The 22,402-nt window shown below is 48.5% G+C and carries 16 protein-coding genes; 4 read left to right on the top strand and 12 right to left on the bottom strand.

All coding sequences use genetic code 11. The annotated features are described in order from the left end of the window. Nucleotides 1-109: 109 nt before the first annotated feature. Nucleotides 110-1,384: a BaiN/RdsA family NAD(P)/FAD-dependent oxidoreductase gene (locus tag BP95_RS0125935; protein ID WP_021256171.1), complete on the top strand. Its 1,275-nt coding sequence runs from the start codon at nucleotides 110-112 to the stop codon at nucleotides 1,382-1,384. A gap of 45 nt (nucleotides 1,385-1,429) precedes the next feature. Here the strand turns inward: BP95_RS0125935 and BP95_RS0125930 are convergent, their stop codons facing one another. From BP95_RS0125930 to BP95_RS0125920, 3 genes are all read right to left on the bottom strand, one after another. Then, nucleotides 1,430-1,849 (bottom strand): hypothetical protein, encoded by a 420-nt coding sequence (locus tag BP95_RS0125930; protein WP_021256172.1) that lies wholly within the window; start codon nucleotides 1,847-1,849, stop codon nucleotides 1,430-1,432. Nucleotides 1,850-1,956: 107 nt separating this feature from the next. Further along, on the bottom strand, nucleotides 1,957-3,285 hold the full coding sequence (locus BP95_RS0125925) for an ABC transporter permease (RefSeq protein ID WP_036667614.1): 1,329 nt from the start codon (nucleotides 3,283-3,285) through the stop codon (nucleotides 1,957-1,959). Then, nucleotides 3,285-3,983, bottom strand: coding sequence for an ABC transporter ATP-binding protein (locus tag BP95_RS0125920; RefSeq protein ID WP_028533588.1), 699 nt, complete (start codon nucleotides 3,981-3,983; stop codon nucleotides 3,285-3,287). The genes BP95_RS0125925 and BP95_RS0125920 overlap by 1 nt, the downstream gene beginning before the upstream one ends. 278 nt (nucleotides 3,984-4,261) lie before the next feature. On the opposite strand from BP95_RS0125920, the gene BP95_RS0125915 reads away from it, so the two are divergent. Then, on the top strand, nucleotides 4,262-4,735 hold the full coding sequence (locus BP95_RS0125915; protein WP_021256175.1) for a MarR family winged helix-turn-helix transcriptional regulator: 474 nt from the start codon (nucleotides 4,262-4,264) through the stop codon (nucleotides 4,733-4,735). A 92-nt stretch (nucleotides 4,736-4,827) separates the two neighbouring features. On the opposite strand, the gene BP95_RS32155 is transcribed toward BP95_RS0125915, so the two are convergent. From BP95_RS32155 to BP95_RS0125880, 7 genes are all read right to left on the bottom strand, one after another. Continuing rightward, nucleotides 4,828-6,171, bottom strand: a complete 1,344-nt coding sequence (locus BP95_RS32155) for an ABC transporter substrate-binding protein (RefSeq protein WP_021256176.1) — start codon at nucleotides 6,169-6,171, stop codon at nucleotides 4,828-4,830. A 3-nt stretch (nucleotides 6,172-6,174) separates the two neighbouring features. Then, complete coding sequence (locus BP95_RS0125905; protein WP_028533587.1) at nucleotides 6,175-8,916, bottom strand: putative bifunctional diguanylate cyclase/phosphodiesterase; 2,742 nt, start codon at nucleotides 8,914-8,916, stop codon at nucleotides 6,175-6,177. 238 nt (nucleotides 8,917-9,154) lie between these two features. Then, nucleotides 9,155-10,690 (bottom strand): MDR family MFS transporter, encoded by a 1,536-nt coding sequence (locus tag BP95_RS31410; RefSeq protein ID WP_051614192.1) that lies wholly within the window; start codon nucleotides 10,688-10,690, stop codon nucleotides 9,155-9,157. 54 nt (nucleotides 10,691-10,744) lie between these two features. Further along, complete coding sequence (locus tag BP95_RS0125895) at nucleotides 10,745-12,436, bottom strand: ATP-binding cassette domain-containing protein (RefSeq protein WP_028533586.1); 1,692 nt, start codon at nucleotides 12,434-12,436, stop codon at nucleotides 10,745-10,747. Nucleotides 12,437-12,458: 22 nt separating this feature from the next. After that, nucleotides 12,459-13,079, bottom strand: coding sequence for an ECF transporter S component (locus BP95_RS0125890; protein WP_021256180.1), 621 nt, complete (start codon nucleotides 13,077-13,079; stop codon nucleotides 12,459-12,461). A 142-nt stretch (nucleotides 13,080-13,221) separates the two neighbouring features. Further along, the gene (locus BP95_RS0125885; protein WP_028533584.1) at nucleotides 13,222-13,959 is read right to left on the bottom strand and encodes an energy-coupling factor transporter transmembrane component T family protein; all 738 of its coding nucleotides are present in this window, start codon (nucleotides 13,957-13,959) and stop codon (nucleotides 13,222-13,224) included. Then, nucleotides 13,944-14,870 (bottom strand): TetR/AcrR family transcriptional regulator, encoded by a 927-nt coding sequence (locus tag BP95_RS0125880; protein ID WP_028533583.1) that lies wholly within the window; start codon nucleotides 14,868-14,870, stop codon nucleotides 13,944-13,946. The genes BP95_RS0125885 and BP95_RS0125880 overlap by 16 nt, the downstream gene beginning before the upstream one ends. 236 nt (nucleotides 14,871-15,106) lie before the next feature. On the opposite strand from BP95_RS0125880, the gene BP95_RS0125875 reads away from it, so the two are divergent. Beyond that, nucleotides 15,107-16,726: an MDR family MFS transporter gene (locus tag BP95_RS0125875; RefSeq protein ID WP_028533582.1), complete on the top strand. Its 1,620-nt coding sequence runs from the start codon at nucleotides 15,107-15,109 to the stop codon at nucleotides 16,724-16,726. A gap of 222 nt (nucleotides 16,727-16,948) precedes the next feature. On the opposite strand, the gene asnB is transcribed toward BP95_RS0125875, so the two are convergent. Further along, nucleotides 16,949-18,799: an asparagine synthase (glutamine-hydrolyzing) gene (asnB, locus tag BP95_RS0125870; protein WP_021256184.1), complete on the bottom strand. Its 1,851-nt coding sequence runs from the start codon at nucleotides 18,797-18,799 to the stop codon at nucleotides 16,949-16,951. A gap of 586 nt (nucleotides 18,800-19,385) precedes the next feature. Between asnB and BP95_RS0125865 the strand changes: the two genes are divergently transcribed. Further along, nucleotides 19,386-20,453, top strand: coding sequence for an alpha/beta hydrolase (locus tag BP95_RS0125865; protein WP_021256186.1), 1,068 nt, complete (start codon nucleotides 19,386-19,388; stop codon nucleotides 20,451-20,453). A 172-nt stretch (nucleotides 20,454-20,625) separates the two neighbouring features. Here the strand turns inward: BP95_RS0125865 and BP95_RS0125860 are convergent, their stop codons facing one another. Continuing rightward, on the bottom strand, nucleotides 20,626-22,368 hold the full coding sequence (locus BP95_RS0125860; protein ID WP_028533581.1) for a glycoside hydrolase family 35 protein: 1,743 nt from the start codon (nucleotides 22,366-22,368) through the stop codon (nucleotides 20,626-20,628). Nucleotides 22,369-22,402 lie beyond the last annotated feature (34 nt).

Genomic DNA, 22,402 nt, shown 5'->3' with positions numbered 1-22,402 from the left:
ACAGCCGAACGTTTTAGCGAAGTTTTAGTTTTTACGATACAATAGGCATCAGTAACGGATGCGCAGTGCGTATCCTAACCCTGTCAAAGACCTGTCAAAGGAGTACAAAATGGAACGAACCGATGTTATCGTCGTAGGTGGCGGCCCCTCTGGACTTATGGCATCCATCTCTGCTGCACGCAACGGAGCCAAGGTAATTCTCGTGGATAAGGGAGACCGACTTGGCCGCAAGCTTGCTATATCTGGCGGAGGACGCTGCAATGTAACGAACAATAAACCACTGGACGAGCTGATTCAGCATATCCCTGGCAATGGGAGATTTCTGCACAGCGCGTTCAATCATTTTAACAATCAGGATATAATCGAGTTCTTCGAGAATCTCGGTATTGCATTGAAGGAAGAGGACAATGGCCGTATGTTCCCCGTATCAGACAAGGCGAAGACGGTCGTTGAGTCACTTCTAGGAGAAGTACGCCGATTAGGAGTAGCGATTCGTGTCAATCAGCCTGTCGCACATCTGCTGTACGAGGATGGTTCCGTCCAAGGTGTGCGCTTCAAAGATGGATCCGCATTGTATGCCCCAGCGGTCATACTGGCTACCGGCGGGAAGTCTGTTCCTCATACGGGCTCAACAGGAGACGGCTATGCTTGGGCAGAGGCTGCCGGACATTCCATTACGGATCTGTATCCGACGGAAGTGCCTCTAACCTCGAATACGTACTTTATTCGTGAGAAGCTGCTTCAAGGATTGTCCTTGCGCGATATTCGGATCGTGGTATGGAACAGCAAGGGGAAGAAGATCATTGAGCATCAAGGCGACCTGCTCTTTACCCACTTTGGCCTGTCCGGCCCTGCTGCACTTCGCTGCAGCCAATTCGTCGTGAAGGAATTGAAGCGTTCCAGCCTTCAGACCGTACAGGTCACCATCGATATGAAGCCTGATCTGTCACTGGATGAGCTTGTTCGAGATTCGCTTCGCATTTGTGCCCAAGAACCGAAGAAAGCTATTAAAAATGTACTGAAGCATCTGCTGCCTGAACGAGTAATCCCGCTTCTGCTTGAACAGTCTGGCATCGATGAAGGTACCACATACGACCATATTCCGAAGCAGCCATGGCAGGAGATGTGCCAATTAATTAAGGCATTTCCTGTGAAGGTCAACGGCACGTTATCGCTTGAGGAAGCCTTTGTTACAGGCGGCGGTGTAAATCTTAAGGAAATCGATCCGAAGACGATGCATTCCAAAAAGGCGCATGGACTCTACTTCTGCGGAGAAATATTGGATGTTCATGGCTATACGGGCGGCTATAACATTACAGCTGCCTTCGCAACTGGCTATACGGCAGGGATGCATGCTGCTCAGCAGACCCTACATCAAGCATAACAAGCAAACAGCCTGCTCACAGAGCAGGCTGTTTGTCTTCTATCATTAGATATGGATGCCGCCAGGGAAGTGATTCGTCGTCTCATCATCAAACATCCCGTATGCTTCTTCATCACGATGCGACAAGTCATCATGACTCGGATTGTGCCTAGCAGACGCATAGCGGTCATCATCTGCCCAATCCTCATTGACCATATGGGCCGGGATAGGGATATAATTCATTCCATAAGCTTGATCCATAACGGACATCTCCGTCATACTCGCTTCTTCTAGAAGCTGGCCGCCGTGCGCCTCTGCGATCTCAAGCGCAGAGGTCAAATCTCGCTTGTCTACATGGATATGCAGTTCTGTCTCACTAGCGCTGTCGTAAGCAGGCGTATATCCTAGCTCCTCCAATGTATCGAACGCCAGTCTTGCACCTGCAGGATCCGAGAATCGGAACCGAATCGCAGTCGTATCTTGCATCCTCGTTCCTCCTATTCGAATAAGCTTACGTTAATATACCCGCCAGACAGGAGGAACATACACACAATCTGTCCTGCAATTGGTTGTACGAGCAGTTGCCGAATACTTTATTCAGTAGAGGACAAACGTGACTGTTCTTGTCTCTCCTCCATTTGCTTCTTCTGCTTCCACCCACGCAGCGTAACGATTGTATTGCCGATGAAGGCAGCCATCAGACCACCTCCCGCTACATATAGCGGAATCATAATAGGTGTTGCAGCAATACCTGCAGACAACCCCCACAGCACGCCTGGCCCTGCACATAAGACACGCGCCATATGCGCCGAGGCCTGCTGCAAACTCTCTGAGCGGAAGCTGAACATAGACGCCACATCACCATCGATGAATTCCTTCCAATACGTGCTCAGCCAGTATCCGAGAATACCGCTTAGCACCGGCCCTATAAGAATGAACAGACCATGCAGTGAAGTGATATAAGAAGCACTCATTCCAATAAAGAGGAGCTGCAAATAAAACTTGCGATGCGTGCTGCTTCGAAGCAATGACTTGACCGCGATAGCTCCAATAAGGCGGCCTGACTCATTCGTCTTCATGAAGTAGCCCGACTTCGGGAACAACATTGGGCGTGTCCGTTTGCGCCGTTGTGCTCTATCCACGCTCTGCGACAGCAGCATCGCCGTTAATTGCATCTTGAGCTCGCCCTCCCGTTCAACATCATGCTCAAATGTATGCTGAACATGGTCTCGCCAGCGAATAAGGGGGAAGCAGCTGACCAATATAATCGAGCCATAGACGAGCACCCAACTCACATGAATACCGAGCAAGTAAAGAATAACTCCATACAAGCCAAGAGCTGCCACCCCTGTGACAAAGCGGATCATCCAACGTGCCCAACCTGAGAAATTAGCCAAATTATAGTTCCGTACTAATCCTGCTAAGTAGGATAAGGAGCTAACGGCAAATCCGATCGCGAGTAAATCCGTACTATGCAATGAATACCCGCGTATGAGCCATGGAGCAAGCAGTAACAGTATGACGGCCGTTATGATCGTTCCTCGCAGTGCATATTGAATTAACCCGAATCGAACAAGCGGCTTCCACCAATGCGGCTGCTGACGAAGGAAGAGAATATCCCCGCCTTCCACCCAAGTGCGAAGTGATCCACTTATGATAGGCAGCAGCAAGGGAAGCAGCCAGACCGCTATAGGCAGCTTCAACCATGCAGCATCCAAGGGTTCTACCCACCATCCCCAATAGAACTTAACTCCTAGGAGCAATAGCGGTACGACAATATACAACCATACCGTCCAATCCAATGCGATACGAAGTGCCCGCCATTGATACACCATATTCGTCTGGAAGCGGCGGAAGGCAAGTGTTTGCGGGGATGTTACCTTCATCGTCGACAATGGACGAACCTGTCCCTCGCTCCCCATTAGGTCAACACCTCGAAACAATCGAATAGGGTTCCATCCGGCAACCCGCTTATTTGCCGCACTTCATCAAACGTCCCTCTTGCAACCACGCTTCCCTGATGAAGCAGGATGAAGCTGTCGCAGACGCGCTCAGCCGTGTCGAGTACATGCGTACTCATGAGGACGCCCGCTCCCCGCTTGCGTTCCTCCTCAAGCATACGGAGGAACTTCCGCGTTGCTCGTGGATCCAAGCCAATGAAGGGCTCATCCACGATGTATAATGACGGCTTGAGCATGAAGGCAATGATAAGCATCAGCTTCTGCTGCATCCCCTTCGAGAAGCTCGTTGGGAAATGGTGCTTCACCTCTGTCATTTGAAATTCGGTGAGCAGATAATTCGCCTGCTCGACAAACTGTTCCTGCGGCAGATCATATGCAGATGCAGCGAGTTCTAAATGCTCCCATGATGTCATGGAGTCATAGAGGACAGGCTGTTCAGGCACGTATGCATAAGTTCCATTTCCATCCCCAATCCGAACGCTGCCAGCTACATCTCGCATAATGCCCAGCACGGACTTGATTGTCGTGCTCTTCCCAGCACCGTTCGGACCGATTAGCCCTACCAATTGACCCGCTTCTACTTGAAACTCGATATTATGTATTTTAGACTCGCCTTTCTCATATCCTGCAGATTGTATCCTTGCATCAAGAACAACCATGCGGATCTCCCCCTTTATCTTAGGCATAGCCAAGCTGCTGTGCCTAACCGTTCTTCTAACTTTTAGTTTACTCTATCGTATCGATTCTTGCACAGAGCTGGGCAGTTTCAATGTACTGAATGCCAGGTTCAGCCAAATGTTACCGAATTGCCCTTTCTAAATTTGAATAATTCAAAATTTTTTTGTTCATTGTTTCACAAGTGTGACAAAAGACATTTAATCTCCTATCTCCTTCGATATACGATAAAAGAGTAAATCAAGAAATGAGGGGGATTCGTATGTCTGAACGAATCGATCATGAGACCGAAGCTGCCTTGCATTTATTCCGTGTCTTCTCTAAGGCATTCAAGAGCGTAACGGATCACTCAGCTGCTGGATGCAAAATAGAAGGATATAACCCGACTGACTTCTCCGTACTCGAAATGCTTTATCATAAAGGGCCTCAACCCATTCAACAAATCGGTTCCAAGCTCCTTCTACAGAGCGGAAACGTAACCTATGTCATTGATAAGCTCGAACGTAACGGCATGCTGCGCCGCCACCCTTGCGCGACGGATCGTCGCGTGATCTTCGCTGAATTGACTGATAAAGGACGTGAAGAAATGCAGGGACTGTTCCCCAAGCATTCTCTACTCCTTAAGCGTGCCATGAGCGGACTGACACTCGAGGAGAAAAAAGAGGCTATTCAATTGCTCAAGAAGCTCGGGATCCAAGCAGAGAAGTTAAGCCTTGTCACGAAAAAGGGCTCCTAGCAAATCCATTAGTTAATACGCTTAAATTTCCAATAGGGCTGGATCAACGCACAGAGCGGAAGAACATGTTCTTCCGCTCTTGTTATTTCTCTTCATGACATCAAGTCCAACGTTCTGAATGTCGCACGCGAATATCGCAATAACACGCGCCTCTCCTGCTGCAATTGCTGCTCAATGAGCTTCTCAATCTGATTGAGTATTACACCAGGCGGAGAGTTATTCTCGATCCCCTTCAGCCTCGTACTGCGATACCATTCGACAGCCAGCTTATCAAGCGGGGTTGGACGGAACTCCTTCATCTTCGAAGCCAGCTCCATATATAATCGATCTGACTGCTGTCCCCCAAGAAACTCGCTTCTGCGCGCTTTATCCAGTAATGCTTTGCGAGAAGGCATATACGCCGCAACCGTTGCATCATCGGTCACCCCAAAGAACACGCTCTTCATGAACGACCATGCCAGTTCCTTGTTCTGGGCCTGTTCAGACATAATAAGCGATGCGCCTGTCGAGTAGCCGTACAACTTCATTGGCAATCGAGTAGCTCTCCACAATCCCTTCATATGCGGCACCCACTCCTCCAATTGCAGCTCTCCCCAGGAACCAAGATACACCATTGCCAGCTTCCCACTCCGCAGCGCTTCATTCCCCGCATCCGTCCACAATCCGACATTTGCATCCAGCCCCTGCACATTAACACGCTGAGACAACAACATGCCTTGCGCGATCATGGCATTATTCCGGTTGAATTGCAGCTTGCTGTTAAGTAGCGGGAACATGGACTCAAACCACTGCATGGGTTCCCGATCCCACTGAATTAAATAAATACCATGCTCCTTCAGCTTCTCCGCCATTGCCAGCCAGCGGTTCGGATCCTCCATGTAGACAGCCAATTCTTCTGGGTCTGACGGAAATCCGTATCGCTCCATAATGTCCTTGCGATAGAAGGTGACAAGCGGCGAAGTTGTAATTGGGAGAGCGATAAGACGCTTATTGTCAAAGGATAGTCCAGTATCCCATAAGTCAGGAGAAATATCTGGCTTCAGCGTGCTCGCGAGAAAAGGCGCGGCATTTAAGTCCATCAACCCTTGTATCCCCGTAAATTCCCCTAGAAATTCATGGCCTACCTCCATAACATCCGGAGCATCCCCCTGCTCCAAGGCATCCAAATAAGCATCAACATGGTCTTCATAAGAGAAACGCTTTACATTTACCTTCACGCCTGGATGCTCGATTTCGAATTTCTTGGCATAGTCTACATACTGTTGTTCGAAGCACCACACGGTTATGGCGGAAGGCGGCTTAGACTCTACGACTCGCTCATCGTCCTGCAATTGCGGTGGGATCGTGGTCTCATCACATCCGGTTGAAGAAAATATCATGATGATCATCATTGCGAATACAATTAATCTTCGAAATGGCAAGCCCTTCCCTTTCACAAATTAACCTCCATATGCTGCAATTGAATTGCTTCTTAGCTTGCTTGAAAAGTCAGGGAACCTAGCAGCGAATTCATCGGCTGCCAGCGGTGGACTAATATAATAGCCTTGGAACTGCCTACAACCAAGTGTGAGCAACTGTTGAAGCTCCTGAGGTGTTTCAACCCCTTCAGCTGTCACTTTAAGATTCATGCTGTCTCCCATTTGGATCACCGCTTGAACAATCGCAGTGTTCACTTTATCCGCGAACAAATGCCGCACAAAAGAACGGTCAATTTTAAGCACATGAGCAGGCAAAGTCTTTAGGCGGTGCAGCGAGGAATAGCCCGTTCCAAAATCATCGATCGCTACTTGAACTCCTCGTTTCTTAAGATTGTGCAATACCTCGTTGACCTGCTCGGTGGATTTGTTAACGTATCCTTCCGTTATCTCCAAAATCAAATCACTCGGATTAAACTCACACTCGCGAATAATTCGATCAATTGTCGCGACGAAGTCATTCGTAAGCAATTGCCTTAACGAGACATTCACAGACAGCTGGAAGGCAGGCATCCCTGCATCAGCCCACATCCGGTATTGCATGCATGCAGATCGAAGTACCCATTCCCCAATAGGAACGATTAGTCCAGTCTCTTCCGCGACCGGAATGAACTGTGTCGGCGATATAAACCCTTCATCACCAGAAAGCCAGCGAAGCAGCACCTCTGCGGCTGTGACTTTCCCTGATGCATCTACGATCGGTTGATAGTGAAGCAGCAGCTCTCTACGTTCTAACGCTTTGTACAAACGTGTCTCCATAAACATGCGCTCAGGCTGCAAAGTCGGCTGTAGTTCATCGTAGAAGACCACTGAATGGCCACCTCTGTCCTTGGCAGTGTACATAGCTGTATCTGCTTGCTTGAGCAGATCCGTATATACATATCCGTTATCCGGATATAAGGATACGCCGATGCTGGCGGAGACAAATAGTTCATGAGCCTGTACAAGGAAGCTCTCTCTCAGCCGCTGCAAAATCCGCTTAGCAACCGCGCTCACTTCCTCCCTGGAGCTGTCTTCGAGCATAATGATGAACTCATCCCCGCCATATCGAGAGCTCAAATGCCGACCGGACAGTTTTGATAGACAATCCGACAAGCGCTGCGCAACTTGTACAAGGAGCATATCTCCTACATTGTGGCCGAGTGAATCATTGATATGCTTGAACCGATCTATATCTATGAACAGTAACGCCAATGAACTAACCTTGTTATCCGCGTCTTCCAGCGCCCGCTCTACATTCATCGTAAAGTAATGCCGATTGGGAAGCTGGGTCAGCGTATCATAATAAGCAATATGCTGGAGCTTCTCTTCCGACAGCTCTAGCATTTTCGTCTGGTCAAGCAGCTTCTCATTCATGCGCAGCATTTCCTTGAATACTTCCGTTAACCGATCACTCATTGCCCGGAAATTGATTGCAAGTAAACGAATCTCTCCGATTCGAATGCAAGGCCATTTGACAGTCTTGTCCTTCAACAATTTATGGTGCATTCCCGCGGTCGCCTCCTCCAAATCACGAAGAGAGCGAACAATGAAGCGGCTTACCGCAAGTGATACCCCGGTAGCCAACAAGCAGACCATGAACAACATCAGGAACTTGCGCAAATAGACGTCAATCGTCGTTTGTAGAAAATAGGAAATTGGAATAAAGCCAACAACCTTAGCGATCGGATGATCGGTCAGCTTGTCCTCCAAAACATAATAACCGTCATTCCACCTTCTTGTTCCATAATCATAATTTCTGTCAGGGGGCAGAATACGGGAAAAAGAGGACTTTACCCCGTAAGCATCCTTCCGAATTTGTGAATGATGAGCGGCCATGCGAACAGGTGATTTATTAGGTACAGTATCTTCCATGTACACTGCATTGCTTTCGAACCACACCTCATCACTCGATGCGACCAATTGGCCCTTATGATTGAATGCAGCCAACTTCAATAAGCCATTCTGGGAATGGAGCTTTAAATTATCGTGAAGCTTCCCTGTCTCCATAATCGATCCGAGATTGAGCCCTTGGCGCTGTTTTCTGTCCATCTCCAGAAGTGCGTCTGTAATTTGAGCGGTTTGCAATTCAATTCTGGCTAAAGAATCCCGCTCGATGTCCTGCTGCATATCGCGACTATCAATCAGCATATTCAGCAGAAACGGAATGAACACGATTGCGACGGAGAGATGCATCAGAAGCTGATTGAGATATACGGACTTCGTTCGCAGATCAGGCAGCAGCCGTTTCCATGGCATATAGGTAACGACCACATCAGCAATCAGAGCATTCAATAGTCCGCTCATTGCGAACATAAAATATTGAAGTAGTGCTTCTGCATTGTACTCGTTGGTCTGCAGACAAAATAAAACCGCTGCAAGAGGGGCTCCGATTCCGAACCAGAACAGACTGTCCCAGAGAAGCAGGAACCCCCTTTTCCGTTCATACATATATCCAACCAATATCATTTCCAATCCAATAAGCAGCAATATAAACGAACCGTAGCCTGAAAAATAATATCCCAGTCCAATTATTAGCGCCATAATTGCCGCCCAGTGCGAACCATACAGAACAAGCATAATGAGCAGAGTGGCCCCGCACAGCATGAACTCTGCACCGTATGAAAATTCGAGTCCAATTACAGAGAACACTGCAGTGAGAACGGTCAGTATCACGAACAGCATACTTGTACGCAGCGAAGCCAATGGGTGTAACGTACGTGACATGGCAGAGTGACTCCTTTACAGATGGAAGCAGTACATTTCTCTTATTTCGAAATACTTCGACACAAATCCAAAATTTCCTACTTTTGTGCAGGATAATGTAGAGTGATTTATTTGCAAGAGAAACAATTCCCCATAAGAAAAAGGCCGCCCTTCCAAGCAGTTTCTACTGCTGGAAAAACGACCTGATTATTTAGTGTTTTAGGTTAAGTTACGTAAAGAAGTATCATTGCATTTGTCCTTAATGAGATGGAGATGCTTCATCCTGACTGGATGATTTCCCGGAATTTGTCGACTTAGGCATGAACAACATACTTACTAAGCATGCGACCGCGATAATAGCCATTATCAGGAAGACCTGCCCTAGCCCTGACTCCAGGAAAGAGCGCAGTGTACCCATTAAATCAGGCGACAGCGAGCTTGCACTTTCTGGATTCAACAGCTTGCTCAGATCCTCATTCGAGACACGCGAGGATACGTCAGGCCCCGCATCCGATACCATCGATGCAATGCTCGCATTTAAGAATGTCCCGAACGCGGCAATGCCAAGCATCTGCCCCAACGACCGTACGAACGTGTTCAATGCTGTTGAAGCGCCTCTCATGCTCCAATCGACAGAAGACTGGACAATGACGGTAAATACCGTGAACGACAGGCCGAAGCCTAGGCCTGACAATGACATAATGATTACGATCAAAATAAGCGGGGTTGTATCCGAAATCGTCGACAGCCATATGGAAGCGATCACGATCAATATCATCCCTAGCGTCGATGTCACGCGTGCCCCTATCTTAATCAGCATACGGCCGCCTACAATTGATCCAATCAGCCAGCCAATTGACATTGGGGTCAGTGACAGGCCTGAACTGGAGGCATTTTGCCCTAGCACACCTTGTGTCCAGAGCGGCATATAGGAGCTGATCCCCATCACGATCGCACTTGCGAGGAAGCTGACAAGGTTTGACACCCCGATGTCGCGAATCCGGAACAACTTGAGCGGCACCATCGGTTCCTTTGCCTTCACTTCGATCCGGAAGAAGAGAACAAGGAACACAGCCGCAGTCCCAAACAGTGCGAACATCCATGGAGAATTCCACGCGATCCCCTGTCCGCCTGTAATAATCGCAAACAAGAATGCGGTCATCCCGATGGAGAATGTCGCTGCCCCCGCATAGTCGACAGGCTTGTCCTTGCGCTCCACCTTCTCATGGAAGCACACTATGATCATCCATACCGACACGATGCCGAACGGCACATTGAAGTAGAATATCCAGTGCCATGATAATGAATCGACGAAGAACCCGCCGACTAACGGCCCGACCAACCCAGCAATTCCCCAAATGGAGCTGAATAAGCCTTGAATCTTGGCCCGTTCCTCGTATGTGTAAATATCCGCTACCATCGTGAAGGTAACAGGCATTACAGCGCCTGCTCCGATTCCTTGAAGAGCACGGAATATAATCATCTGCGTCATGGTACCCGATAGACCGCACAACATCGATCCTCCTACAAACAGAGCGGAGCCGATAATAAATATGTTCTTACGGCCATATAAATCAGCCATCTTCCCAAACAATGGCGTTGAGATTGCCGTAGTAAGCAAATAAGCAGCATATACCCAGCTAATCAAGGATAATCCGCCTAAATCCGCAACAATCTTCGGCATTGCTGTACTTACTACTGTTACTTCGATTGCCGCCAGAAAGGTCGACAATAGTAGTGCAAGTGTGACAAGCTTGCGGCTTCGTCCAGCTTGCATAGAAGCCTCGTTCCCCATAAATACCCTTCCTTCGTTCCTCAATCTCGTACAGCTTCCGCAGCTCATGATTCACTATAGATTGATGTGCAGTGAGCCCCGATCCATATTAGCATGCATCAATCGCGGGTGCTCTACCTCTTCCCACATGCGATCATGTGTGGCAACAATCAACGCGCGACCCTGTCCCGCTTGGCGCAGACACCAGTCGCGAACGAAGGCTGCATGTACCGCATCCAAGGAGGCTGTCGGCTCGTCAAGCAGAATGACTTCAGGTTCGTGCGCCGAAGCAATTGCTAGACTGAGCAGCCGCTTCAATCCAGTTGGCATATCATGCGGATGCAGATGCTTCACTTCCCATAGACAATATTGCTGCAAGCGAGACTCCACTTCCCGTTCCACCTGTTCATGCGTGTAGACAGCGTGGCCTTCCCAAGACTGTCCTTCTATGCGCAATCGCCCGCATTGATTCGCTGCATGGAGAGCATCTCGCAGTTCCTCTTGCACGGACGCTGCAAAGAAGCCCGATTCGGGCTGCTGTGCTGTGAATCCAATAAGTCTTGCCACTTCACAGGATCGCAGCTTCTGCCCCAATTGGCCTGCAATCCACCATTCACCTTCCATGCTGCCGGAGCGCTTCGACAAGCCGCCGGTTATAAGGCGGAACAAGGTTGACTTCCCCGACCCGTTCTTGCCCGTCAGCAGCATACATCGCCCTGCCTTAAGCTGGAAGGTAACATTATGAAGCGCGTCCTCTGTCTGCCGACGCTTCTGATCACGATGAGCAATAGGATGATACCGATAGCTTACCTTCGATAAGTGCAGAAGGACTTCTTCTTCGAGTATTCTACTACACTCGCCCCCAGCACACTCTGCTCGTACAGCAGCATCGTCTCCAGCACTTCCTTGTTTTACAGTGGCTGGCACCTGCATGGACATAATAGTTGTCTCAGCCTTCCCTTCCCACTTCGGAGGTATAATGCCTGCCTCATAACAGAGCTCCAAGCAGCGAAGCTCGTCCTTCGGATGGGATAGACCGTTCAAACCACCCCTTTCGGGATATACAGGCATCTTTCCATCATACACCATTCTCCCATTATGCAACAGAAGAAGCTGTGCATCTTGTATCCAGCCATGCTGCCACTCGTCTGACAGCTCGTCTAGGCGCGATGCGGCTAATACTATCGTCCTACCCAGACTATGCCAAGCTTGAAGCTGCTCTAACAGACGGCGTCGAGATTCCTTATCCATCTGACTCCACGCGTCATCAATAAGCAGCACATCCGGCTCCATCGTCAATACAGAAGCAACAGCTGTACGTTGCTGTTCGCCTCCTGACAACTGCTGAACCTGACGCAAGCGCAGTTGACGCAAATCAGCCTTATCAAGCTGCTCTTCTACTCTATTATGGATGACCTCTCGCGGCAGGCCAAGATTCTCGGGTGCGAAGGCTAACTCATCCTCAACCGTACCAATCACAAACTGCTCCTTGGCCTCCTGCAGGATGAAGCCCCTGATTGGCGCCTGTCCATCCTTCACCATGCCGCAGCTCAATTCACCTTGCTGCTGGCCTTCATGCGACTGCATTGCACCGGCCATCAGCTTGAGGAGCGTTGTCTTGCCGCTCCCATTTCCCCCTGCCAGCAGCACAACAGATCCAGACTTGATACAGAAGCTGCATGGCTGCAATACTGGTTCAGACTCGCCAAAATAAGTAAAGGCCACACGCTCAGCGCGCATGACCTCCTTAGATTGTAGGATTCTCATATTAAACTGGCCCCCTACCATACTACTGCCCGCGTGACTCTCTTCCTAGTGCGAATGGGCGCATTGCTCTTGTAGAAGCAATCCGATCCCCAATCATCTTGGTTAGAGCACCGCACAGCAGCATCCCGCTTATACAGCGGATAATTAAGGTTGCAATAAGTACCCACATCTCATAGTGGATATAACCGAACATAAAGGCCGAAACCACAAACCACAGCGGTACTGCTGCTGTACCTACGAACAGCATGATGAACCAATTGTATTGACGGTAACGGAATACATAAAACAACGGTTCAATCACAACCGCATAGCATAATGCCGCAGCAATACAAGACCAAGCCCCATATGCGCTTCCCATTAAGATTTGTACACAAGCGCCAAGCGAATATGTTACCAACGCTGCCCCTGGCTTACGGATAACATATATCGCAAGCAGACCATATATCATGTACAAGCCGACGATCGTTGATGTTAGCATTGGTCCACCAACAGAGTGCAGCAGCTTATTTACCCAAGATAACCCGGTCGTCATTACACCATTTGCAGCTGCAAGCAGTGCCATCAGCACCCAGTCCGCTAGTGTAAGGGAACGGAGCGAGAAACGAGATTCGTTCATTGTAGTTGTTCCATTTCCCATTCTCATAGATGACTCATCCCCAATTCTTCTACTTATGTAACGTTGTGATACCGGCATATGTTAACCCACAACAGATAAACTACCATTAACGTTACAAGGGATGGCATGGAAATGCAAGTCAAATCTATCAATATTGTGTACGTTTTTATTAACCCAAAAGAATTGTCGCAATCATAGCTCCTACAGTCGCAGTCGCAAAGCTGATCCCAAGCGCAGTAAAACGCAAAGTTCTCCATGACGTTCGAGCAAGGCTTGCCCCGAATTGTTTTACTTCCATTGCTGTCGCTACATTTTGAACGCGGCGCATCGCACTGGACGTAACCGCAGCGACGTATTGCCCCGCTAGACGCATTCGCTCACCAATCCCCTGCGGCGCGGTAAGCTGACGCATCCGCTGTGCCTCACGAATATTGCGTGCTTCTTCAGCGAGAAGAGGGACGAATCGCAGCGCGATGGCAACGGCGAACGCGAAGCGATTCGGCAGCCTTAGATGATGGGACAACGCCGTGACAACATCTCGCGGCTCTGTAGTCGTAGCGTATAGCAATGACGACAGGAACAGCGTCAATGCACGCAGCGTCAGCGTGAGTGAAGTATGGCACGCTTCCTCGGTCAGATTCAATCCGAGAACCGTAAGCCGAATCTTGGTACCCGGCAGGACTAGGCACTGGAATAGAAAGAGCGGCAGAGCGAAGCCAAGCAGCAGAATGAGCACCGTTCTCCATCGCGCACCTGACCACCCCGCGCCTGTCACTCCGATGATAAGCAGGGATAAGAACCAGCCAAGCTGCCAATTCAGCTTCATGCTAATCATAACGGCAAGACCGGTGCCTAACAGCCATATCCCCTTCGTGATCGGATCAATTCTGTTCAGCCACGCTTGCATGTTCGTTCATCCCCTTCTGACTCGCAAGTGTGCTCCAGCAAGGTTAGAATACGCTTGGCCGCCTGTTCAATTGGATCGTCCGGCATCGAGCAGAGGAACAATGCCATTGCTCTCGCATTTACCGTTTTTCCGCTTCCCCTTAATATCTCTGACTCTAGAGCTGTGTACGCTTGCTCCGCTTCCTCACGCTGCTTCAAGCTGAACGGCGCACTCATCACTGCATCCTTCAGCAGCCACACTTGATCCAGCAATTGCTGCTGCGAGTTGGACATGCTTACGTGTCCGGAACGCATAAAATCATTCATAAGCGCCATGGTAAGTACAGGCTCGGCATGCTTGCGAACAAGTGACTCCGCAGTCGCATCCAGAACATTTACAATAAAGATGCACACCTGATCAAAGTCCACATTTTTCCGGTCAAATGTCGCATAACTCATGAACTCAATGGTCATACCACTAATAATTGTCGCTAAGTCCATCCAATAAGGCTCCGCTTCCTGACCGTAAACTTCAGCAACTACTTGGCGGAAGGTAAAGAAGCGCTTTGCACGGAAATCGAAAACCATATCCCGAATTTCCCGCTTCTTATATAGGTGTGCTTCCTTGCGCTGCAGAGTAAGGAACAACTTGAATCTGCCGAACTGCTCCAGAGAAATGTGAATGAGCTTGTTCAGCTTCTGGCGAGCTGGCAAATTGTCAGCGAGTGTATCCCGCGCTAATTCATACATCATCTGGTGATAATGGTCGAATATTGTGAACAATATTTCTTCCTTCGAACGAAAGAAGGAATAGACTGAGCCCTTGGCAATTCCGATACGTTCTGCAATTTCTTGAATCGAGGTTTCATGATAACCCTTTTCAGCGAACAGCGAGAGCGCTGTTTCCATGATGAGACGTTTTTTCTCTTCCATGTTCCGTCCTCCGTATGTCATGACTTTCGGTTCAGCCCTTTTTGACCGCCTAGTCAGCATCGTTTGTTACGTTATTCCTACCATACCACAAACATAATATTATGAAAAATATTTTAGTTCCAAAACAATTGACTTCGCGGTCAATCGGGATTATAGTATCAACATGCTATTTTTTGACCCGAAGGTCAGTCGTTCACACAACATATAAACGAGCATGAAAGAAAGGTGATTAATAAATGGCCACAGTGAAAGACCATACGGCATCTCGCCGCAATATGGTACTATTCGGTCTGATTATGGGGATGTTCTTCAGTTCCCTGGAACAGACGATCGTCGGCACGGCCATGCCAACGATAATTAAGGATCTCAATGGGTTCGCCATCTTCGCTTGGGTAACAACCGCTTATATGATCTGCTCTACAGCAGTCATCCCGCTTGCCGGGAAATTAGCGGATTTGTTCGGAAGCCGATTCATCTACCTGACTGGTTGGCTTATCTTCGTTGTTGGTTCAGGCTTATGCGCAACGGCAGTGAATATGGAGCAGTTAATTATTTATCGGGCGATCCAAGGTATCGGCGGCGGTATGCTGATGCCGATGTCCCAGACGATTATTGGTATGATGTTCAGTCCGCAGGAACGCGCCAAGTGGCAAGGGGTATTCGGGGCCATCTTCGGTCTTAGTTCCGTCATCGGTCCGTTCTTTGGCGGATTTATTGTTGATAATATCAGCTGGCACTGGATTTTCCTTATTAATGTTCCGTTCGGTTTATTGTCAACGATCTTAATCTTTATTGGCATGAAATCAATTGATGAGCCTCGAGACAAGAGCAAAAAAATCTCGATCGACTGGCTCGGAATTTTCACTCTTATCCCGGGTATCGTCTTATTGCTGCTTGGGCTGTCACTTGACCATAACAAGTATGCATGGGATTCTTCAACAAGCATTCTCGTGTTTGCTGGTGCATTGGTGCTCTTCGTTCTGTTTGTCTTCGTTGAGCGCAGAGCAGCAGAACCAATTATTGATATGTCACTCTTCAAAAGCCGTATCTTCAACGTATCTGTAGCACTCGGCTTCCTCGTTGGTCTTGGCATGTTCGGTGCCATTATGTTCGTGCCGATGTTCATGCAAGGGGTGCTTGGCGTAACACCGACACAAGCAGGCTCTACGATGACACCAATGATGATTGCCTTGATTATTGCAAGCATCTTGGCTGGACAGCTGGTTCTGCGCATGCGTTATCGTGCGGTTATGACAATGGGCATGATCATTACGTCCATCGGTTTCTGGCTCATGAGTACAATGGGTGTCAGCACTTCAACTTGGATAGCTTATTCGTTCATGGTTGTACTTGGCTTTGGTATCGGTATGGTTATGCCAATTATTACGCTGGTTGTACAGAATGCATTTCCACGCGAAAAGCTGGGTACAGTCACTTCCGCTACGACGTTCTTCCGTTCTATCGGATCGACGATCGGGGCAACCTTGTTCAACGTTATTATGAACAGCGTCATTGCAACAAATATTGCAAATGCAGCTGCTAGTGCTGATCCAGGAACGCAAGCCGTTCTGAGCAAGACTGGTACAGATTCCAATACGCTGTATCAGTTGCTGATTAACAGCGATTTGCTGAAACAGCTTCCTGAGGACTTGAAAGTGAACGTGTTGAATACGATCAAGGATGCTTGGTCTGCTTCCTTCTCCACTGTCTTCTTGACAGGTCTCGGCTTCATCGTGGTCGGTATCTTCGTTGCATTGCTGATCGGCAACGGACGTATTTCCCGTGAGGCGATGCAGAAGCGCAAGCCAGGCGAGGGTTCTGACGATAAAGTGCAACCGCAAGCTTCTTCGAATTAATTCTCGCCAACATGCGAAATAGATGAAAAGATGAAAAGCAGCAAGCCTTTCCCATCACGGGAATCAGCTTGCTGCTTTTTTAGCATTTTGATACAACGTTTGTTGCCATATGCAGATTAGTTATACATAGGGTTCGCAAGTATAATGCCCTTCCCATTTAACTTGAACGCAAAAAAAGCAGCCCCTGCTTATAACAGGAGCTGCTTATCTAAATCCACTATTTTATTGCTGTTTCATGTATGTGCGGTGCCAGAGGGCGAACACATGCAATGTCCAAATCTTGCGGGAGTAGTCTCCTTGTCCATTCTTGTGACGGCGGAACATATCTTCAACAGCCGTCAAATTGACGAGGTGGTCAATACCGCTTGCGGACAACTCTTCCCACATGATGTTTGCACGTTCCGTGCGCAGCCAGTCGCGCATTGGTACCGGGAAGCCAAGCTTCGGACGGTTCAATACCGAATCTGGGATAATGCCCTGCATCGCTTTGCGAAGCGCATATTTCGTCGTACCGTCTGCAATGCGGTAATGGGCTGGGATGCTGCGGGCCACGTCGAATACTTTGCGATCCAAGAACGGAACGCGCAGTTCAAGCGAATGCGCCATCGTCAGCTTATCCGCCTTCATCAGGATGTCGCCAGGCATCCACAGATTCATATCGATATACTGCATCCGCGATACAGGATCCAGGTGGCGTGTACGGTCATAATAGGTGCGTGCGATATCAAACGGCTTCGTGAAGTCAGCAATCTCGGACTGTGTCGCACGCAGCAGTTCTACCTTCGCATCATCTGTCATAATGTTCGCGTTGCCGAGGAATCGTTCTTCAAGCGGCGTCGTTCCACGAAGCAAGTAGTTCTTGCCATAGAAGTTGAACGGAACGGACTGCACCATCTTATGCATCGCACGCTGCATGCCTTCAGGCATCCATGACAGATAACGAAGGGAATGCGGTTCGCGATATATGCGGTATCCACCGAACAATTCATCCGCGCCCTCACCTGACAATACGACTGTGACATGCTCTTTCGCTAAGCGAGCAACCTCATACAAAGCAATCGCGGATGGATCCGCTACTGGCTCGTCCAAGTGCCAGATCGCCCGCGGTACTGCGTCGAAGTACATCTCCTGTGTAATCATGCGATCATAATGCTCCGTATCCAGCTGTCTAGCCGTATCCCGAGCAATAATCGTCTCATTGTTCGCGCCTTCGAAGCCGACACTAAATGTCTTGATCGGTTCCATCGAACGCATCAAAGTAGATGTAATCGTCGAGTCAATCCCACTGGAGAGGAAACAGCCGCGTTCCACTTCACTATGAAGATGGTGCTCTACGGAGTCGCGCATGACGTCGCGAATTTCCTCGATAATTTGTGTCAATGGACGATCCACAGGCTCGAACATTGGATCCCAATACTTCTCAATGATCGGCTTTCCACCGAACGGGATTGTGATAGAGTGCGCAGGTGGCAGCTTATGAATCCCTTGATACATCGTGTTCGGATCAGGTACGTATTGGAATGTTAAATAATTATAGAAGCTGTTCATGTTCACTTGGCGTTGAACACCAGGAACCGCCAGCAAGCTTTTAATTTCCGAACCAAAGACGAACATCTCGTCATTTTGATAATAATATACAGGCTTAATCCCGAAATGGTCACGCGCAATAAACAGCTCCTGCTTGTTGCGATCCCAGATAGCGAAGCCAAACATACCGCGAAGATGATGTACACACTTCGAACCATGCTCTTCGTACAGATGAATAATTACCTCTGTATCCGTATGTGTCTTGAATTGGTGCCCGCGATGGATCAAATCTTCACGCAGCTCTTGATAATTGTATATCTCCCCGTTGAAAATAATCCAAATTGAATCATCCTCGTTGCTGAGCGGCTGCGCTCCAACTGCGACGTCGATAATGGACAGACGGCGGAAGCCTAGTCCAACACGATCGCCAATCCACAGCTTCGCGTCATTCGGTCCGCGATGGTGGATCAAGTCCATCATCGAGCGTACTACTTGTTCAGAAGGTTGTTGATCATGAAAATGATATATACCAGCAATGCCACACATAATTGTTCCAAATCCTTTCGCTCGTTGCATATGGCGTAGAACGTACTCAGTTCCCGCTCAGAACAAGGCAACACCCCGCAGAGGCGGGGCTTGTCTATGCAATCATTATAAACGTTTTTGACGAAATGTGACACAGGCTTGCAGCTAAATCAGCGGCATTTCTGTGTGTAATGTTCATGAAAGTACGAATAATCAGCCTGCAGCCATTTGTTTTGCCGCATTGTTCAAGCTTTCTTATGTATATAATTCCGCTTCGGAATGTTATTCGACCCTCGAGTTCGTTCTTTCTCTTACCCCGTTCCATTGTAACGGACAATGGCTCCGAAATCCAATCCATCCTGCTCCTGCAATTCATACCACTTCACATACAGGTATATATGGTCATAGTCTATATTGATAAGCCCATTACCCGTTCAGGCATGACACGAATCTTTCCTTAGCTATTAGGTCGATGCTTCAGTACTGGAAGCATTACTTGCAACGGTTGCTTGGAGTCCGGTTAAATCGACATCAATCTGCACATCCTAATCCGTATCCGCGGACAACATGCTTGACTAATGTATACGTGATTGGAGGTCTGACAGCAATGCTGACACCGATTGCATTTGGCATTATTATCTTTTTGTTACTGTCTGCTTGGCTCATTCCCCATTATGCTGTTCACTATATGACGCGCTCCAAATGTTCCACCTACGAGCGTTGTCTGGAGATGCTTGAACAGCAAGGGGTCTTTACTCGTGAACAATTTGAAGCTTGCCGCAAAGAAGAAGTCACTATCCGAAGCCATGATGGCATTAAGCTGCATGGCTATTATATGGAGAAATTTCCGAATTCACGCCGGATTGCGCTAATTGTTCACGGCTATACAGGAGCTCTTCCTTGGTCAGCTCAATTTATGGATATGTTCACCGAGCAAGGCTTTAATGTACTACTTATTGATCAGCGCAGGCATGGTCAGAGTGAAGGCAAGTACACAACCTTTGGCTACAAAGAAAAATACGATGTGCAAATGTGGGTGGACTGGATTGTTGAACGGAAGGGGAAGGATTGCATCATTGGATTGCATGGTCAATCACTTGGTGGGGGAACCGTGCTCGAATACGCAGCAATCCGCAGGCCACAGGTTCAATTCATTGTGGCTGACTGCCCTTACTCAGATTTGACACAGCTCATTCATTATCAAGTAACGAAGCTGAATCAAATGCCTGCATGGCCTACTATGGCACTCATTAATCGATTGCTTCTGAGCAAGGCAGGATTCCGCATGGAGCAAGTAAGTCCATTACGAATTATGAAGACGTGCCCCCTTCCCGTCTTATTCATTCATGGCAAGGAGGATCGTTTCGTGCCGACATGGATGAGTGAGCAACTGCATGAAGCGAAGCATGATACATCTTCCTTGATCCTCATTGAGGGAGCCGGCCATGGTACCGCTTATTCCGTCGATCAAGAACGCTACCGGCAAGGAGTAACAACGTTCATACAGACAACTGTTGGATCTCCAAATCATGAAGAAGTGGCAGAACCATTGTCCGATGCCGTTCAAGATACAGTCGAAGTGGTAGAAGAACCTAGTTCCGTACTGGAACCCGGAATCGATCTCATTCCTGATCTCGTTCCTGCTGAAGCTGACAACATGCTTCCGGTCATTTGATTAACTTTGATCGACTTAGGCCGTAATTAACCTTATTCACACACTGCACAACATGTTGTGCTGTTCGAATGGCAATTATTTTTTATCAACCTTGTTGTGAAGCAAAATAAGTGAGCAGCCCTTCTCGGAAGAAGAAAGGCTGCTCTGTATTTCCGACAATCTACATATGGCATTATAAGGACGGAACCGCTTCAAAAATAAGCTTGTCCCCCGGTGTGTGCAGCTCAAATACGACAATTTGGTTTTCTCCTTGGCGGAGTATTGGTGCTGGAACATAGAGTGTCTGCTGCGGACCAACTTCCCAGTAACGTCCAAGATTGAAGCCATTTACGAACACTACACCCTTCTTCCATCCATCCAAGCGAAGAAATGTATCCTGCGGCTGCTCTTGAATTGATAGCGTAGCCTCGTAGAATGCCGGCTGCTCTCCCTCCAGCCCAGAATCAGCTGTTTTGAATTGCAAGCCATTCAGATTCTCCAGCTCCAAACTGCGCACTTCCCAATGGAACAGAAATTGCCCATTCAATCGAACGCCATGCGTAATCCCTTTGCGATCATACAGCTCTGATCCATAGTTGACACGCCCCATATTTTCTACAAAAATATCAAGCCGCGCTCCACCCTCTGGAATCGTCACCGCCAGCTTCTGGGGATCCCAGCGCTCCACTATGCCGATTAGCTTCTGATCCAAGAATACATGAGCACGATCGTGAACATCCTGAATCGTAAGCGTGCATTCTGTACGTGGACCAGACACTTGAGTGGAGTACAAGATAAAGCCATTATTCTGATCATACATTTCCATTGGCTCCGGGCATATACTCATCTTCACATCCGTCATAGACGCAAGCGTATCGAACAGCTTCACAGCTCGGTTCACTGTGATTTCACCGTACGCTGTCTTAGGCATATTCTCAGGCAGGTCACCTTCAGGCAGCGATACATACTTACCGATTACCTCTCGGAATAACCGATACTTCGGTGTAATATCTCCTGCTTCACTAATCGCACTATCATAGTCATAGCTGGTTACCGTTGGCTCGAAGCGTCCCCCGTGATTAGCTCCACTGCCAAATCCGAAGTTCGTACCCCCATGCAGCATATAGAAGTTCACCGATGCGCCCATTCCCAGCATCTCATCCAGCACCTGCGCTGCATCTTCTGCGCTGCGCGTATGATGCTCTTCGAACCAGTGATCGAACCAACCGTTCCAATACTCCATACACATAAGCGGCGCATCTGACTGATACTGTTTCAGCTTGTCAAACGCTTCCTTCGGTCTCGAACCAAAGTTGACGGTCGCGAGCACGCCATCGGCCATCCCACCCTGCAGCATATCATCACCAGGACCATCTGAAGTGAATAATAGGACATCGATTCCACGTTCTACCAACATGCCGCGCAAAGCTTGCAAGTAAGCCTGATCATTGCCATAGCTGCCATACTCGTTTTCAATTTGCACGGCAATAATTGGCCCCCCTGCTGTCGCAAGCAACGGCTTCAATTGCGGGAGAAGGGCATCATAGTATGCGGATACCTTCTCTAGGAATCTAGGATCACTGCAGCGCAGCCGCATATCTTCCTTCAGCAGCCAAGCCGGCAGCCCCCCGAACTCCCATTCCGCACATATGTAAGGGCTTGGGCGCACAATAACGTACAGACCTTCGCGCTCTGCAATGCGGACAAACTCCGCAATGTCAGCCATTCCTTTGAAGTTGAACTGACCTTCTCGCGGCTCATGCACGTTCCAAGCAATATATGTCTCTACGCAGTTGCAGCCCATCGCTTTCACCTTGCGAAGCCGATCTGTCCAGTATTCAGGCACAATGCGGAAATAATGAACAGCACCAGAAATAAGCAGTGTAGGCTTGCCTTGAAGCATAAATTGCTGACCTTCATATGAAAGCGTTGTCAAGATTTGTTCTCCTCCTGCCTTATACCGTTTATTG

The organism is Paenibacillus sp. UNC217MF, assembly GCF_000686865.1.
Classification (GTDB): Bacteria; Bacillota; Bacilli; order Paenibacillales; family Paenibacillaceae; genus Paenibacillus_B; species Paenibacillus_B suaedae.
Note: the sequence above shows the minus strand (reverse complement) of the source record. Positions and strands in the feature narration are given on the sequence as shown.

What these genes read in the sequence shown, in the direction of transcription:
- BP95_RS0125935 (WP_021256171.1), top strand. Translation starts at nt 110, where the DNA reads ATGGAACGAACCGATGTTATCGTCGTAGGTGGCGGCCCCTCTGGACTT.
- BP95_RS0125930 (WP_021256172.1), bottom strand. Translation starts at nt 1,849, where the DNA reads ATGCAAGATACGACTGCGATTCGGTTCCGATTCTCGGATCCTGCAGGT.
- BP95_RS0125925 (WP_036667614.1), bottom strand. Translation starts at nt 3,285, where the DNA reads ATGGGGAGCGAGGGACAGGTTCGTCCATTGTCGACGATGAAGGTAACA.
- BP95_RS0125920 (WP_028533588.1), bottom strand. Translation starts at nt 3,983, where the DNA reads ATGGTTGTTCTTGATGCAAGGATACAATCTGCAGGATATGAGAAAGGC.
- BP95_RS0125915 (WP_021256175.1), top strand. Translation starts at nt 4,262, where the DNA reads ATGTCTGAACGAATCGATCATGAGACCGAAGCTGCCTTGCATTTATTC.
- BP95_RS0125905 (WP_028533587.1), bottom strand. Translation starts at nt 8,916, where the DNA reads ATGTCACGTACGTTACACCCATTGGCTTCGCTGCGTACAAGTATGCTG.
- BP95_RS31410 (WP_051614192.1), bottom strand. Translation starts at nt 10,690, where the DNA reads ATGGGGAACGAGGCTTCTATGCAAGCTGGACGAAGCCGCAAGCTTGTC.
- BP95_RS0125895 (WP_028533586.1), bottom strand. Translation starts at nt 12,436, where the DNA reads ATGAGAATCCTACAATCTAAGGAGGTCATGCGCGCTGAGCGTGTGGCC.
- BP95_RS0125890 (WP_021256180.1), bottom strand. Translation starts at nt 13,079, where the DNA reads ATGAGAATGGGAAATGGAACAACTACAATGAACGAATCTCGTTTCTCG.
- BP95_RS0125885 (WP_028533584.1), bottom strand. Translation starts at nt 13,959, where the DNA reads ATGCAAGCGTGGCTGAACAGAATTGATCCGATCACGAAGGGGATATGG.
- BP95_RS0125880 (WP_028533583.1), bottom strand. Translation starts at nt 14,870, where the DNA reads ATGGAAGAGAAAAAACGTCTCATCATGGAAACAGCGCTCTCGCTGTTC.
- BP95_RS0125875 (WP_028533582.1), top strand. Translation starts at nt 15,107, where the DNA reads ATGGCCACAGTGAAAGACCATACGGCATCTCGCCGCAATATGGTACTA.
- asnB (WP_021256184.1), bottom strand. Translation starts at nt 18,799, where the DNA reads ATGTGTGGCATTGCTGGTATATATCATTTTCATGATCAACAACCTTCT.
- BP95_RS0125865 (WP_021256186.1), top strand. Translation starts at nt 19,386, where the DNA reads ATGCTGACACCGATTGCATTTGGCATTATTATCTTTTTGTTACTGTCT.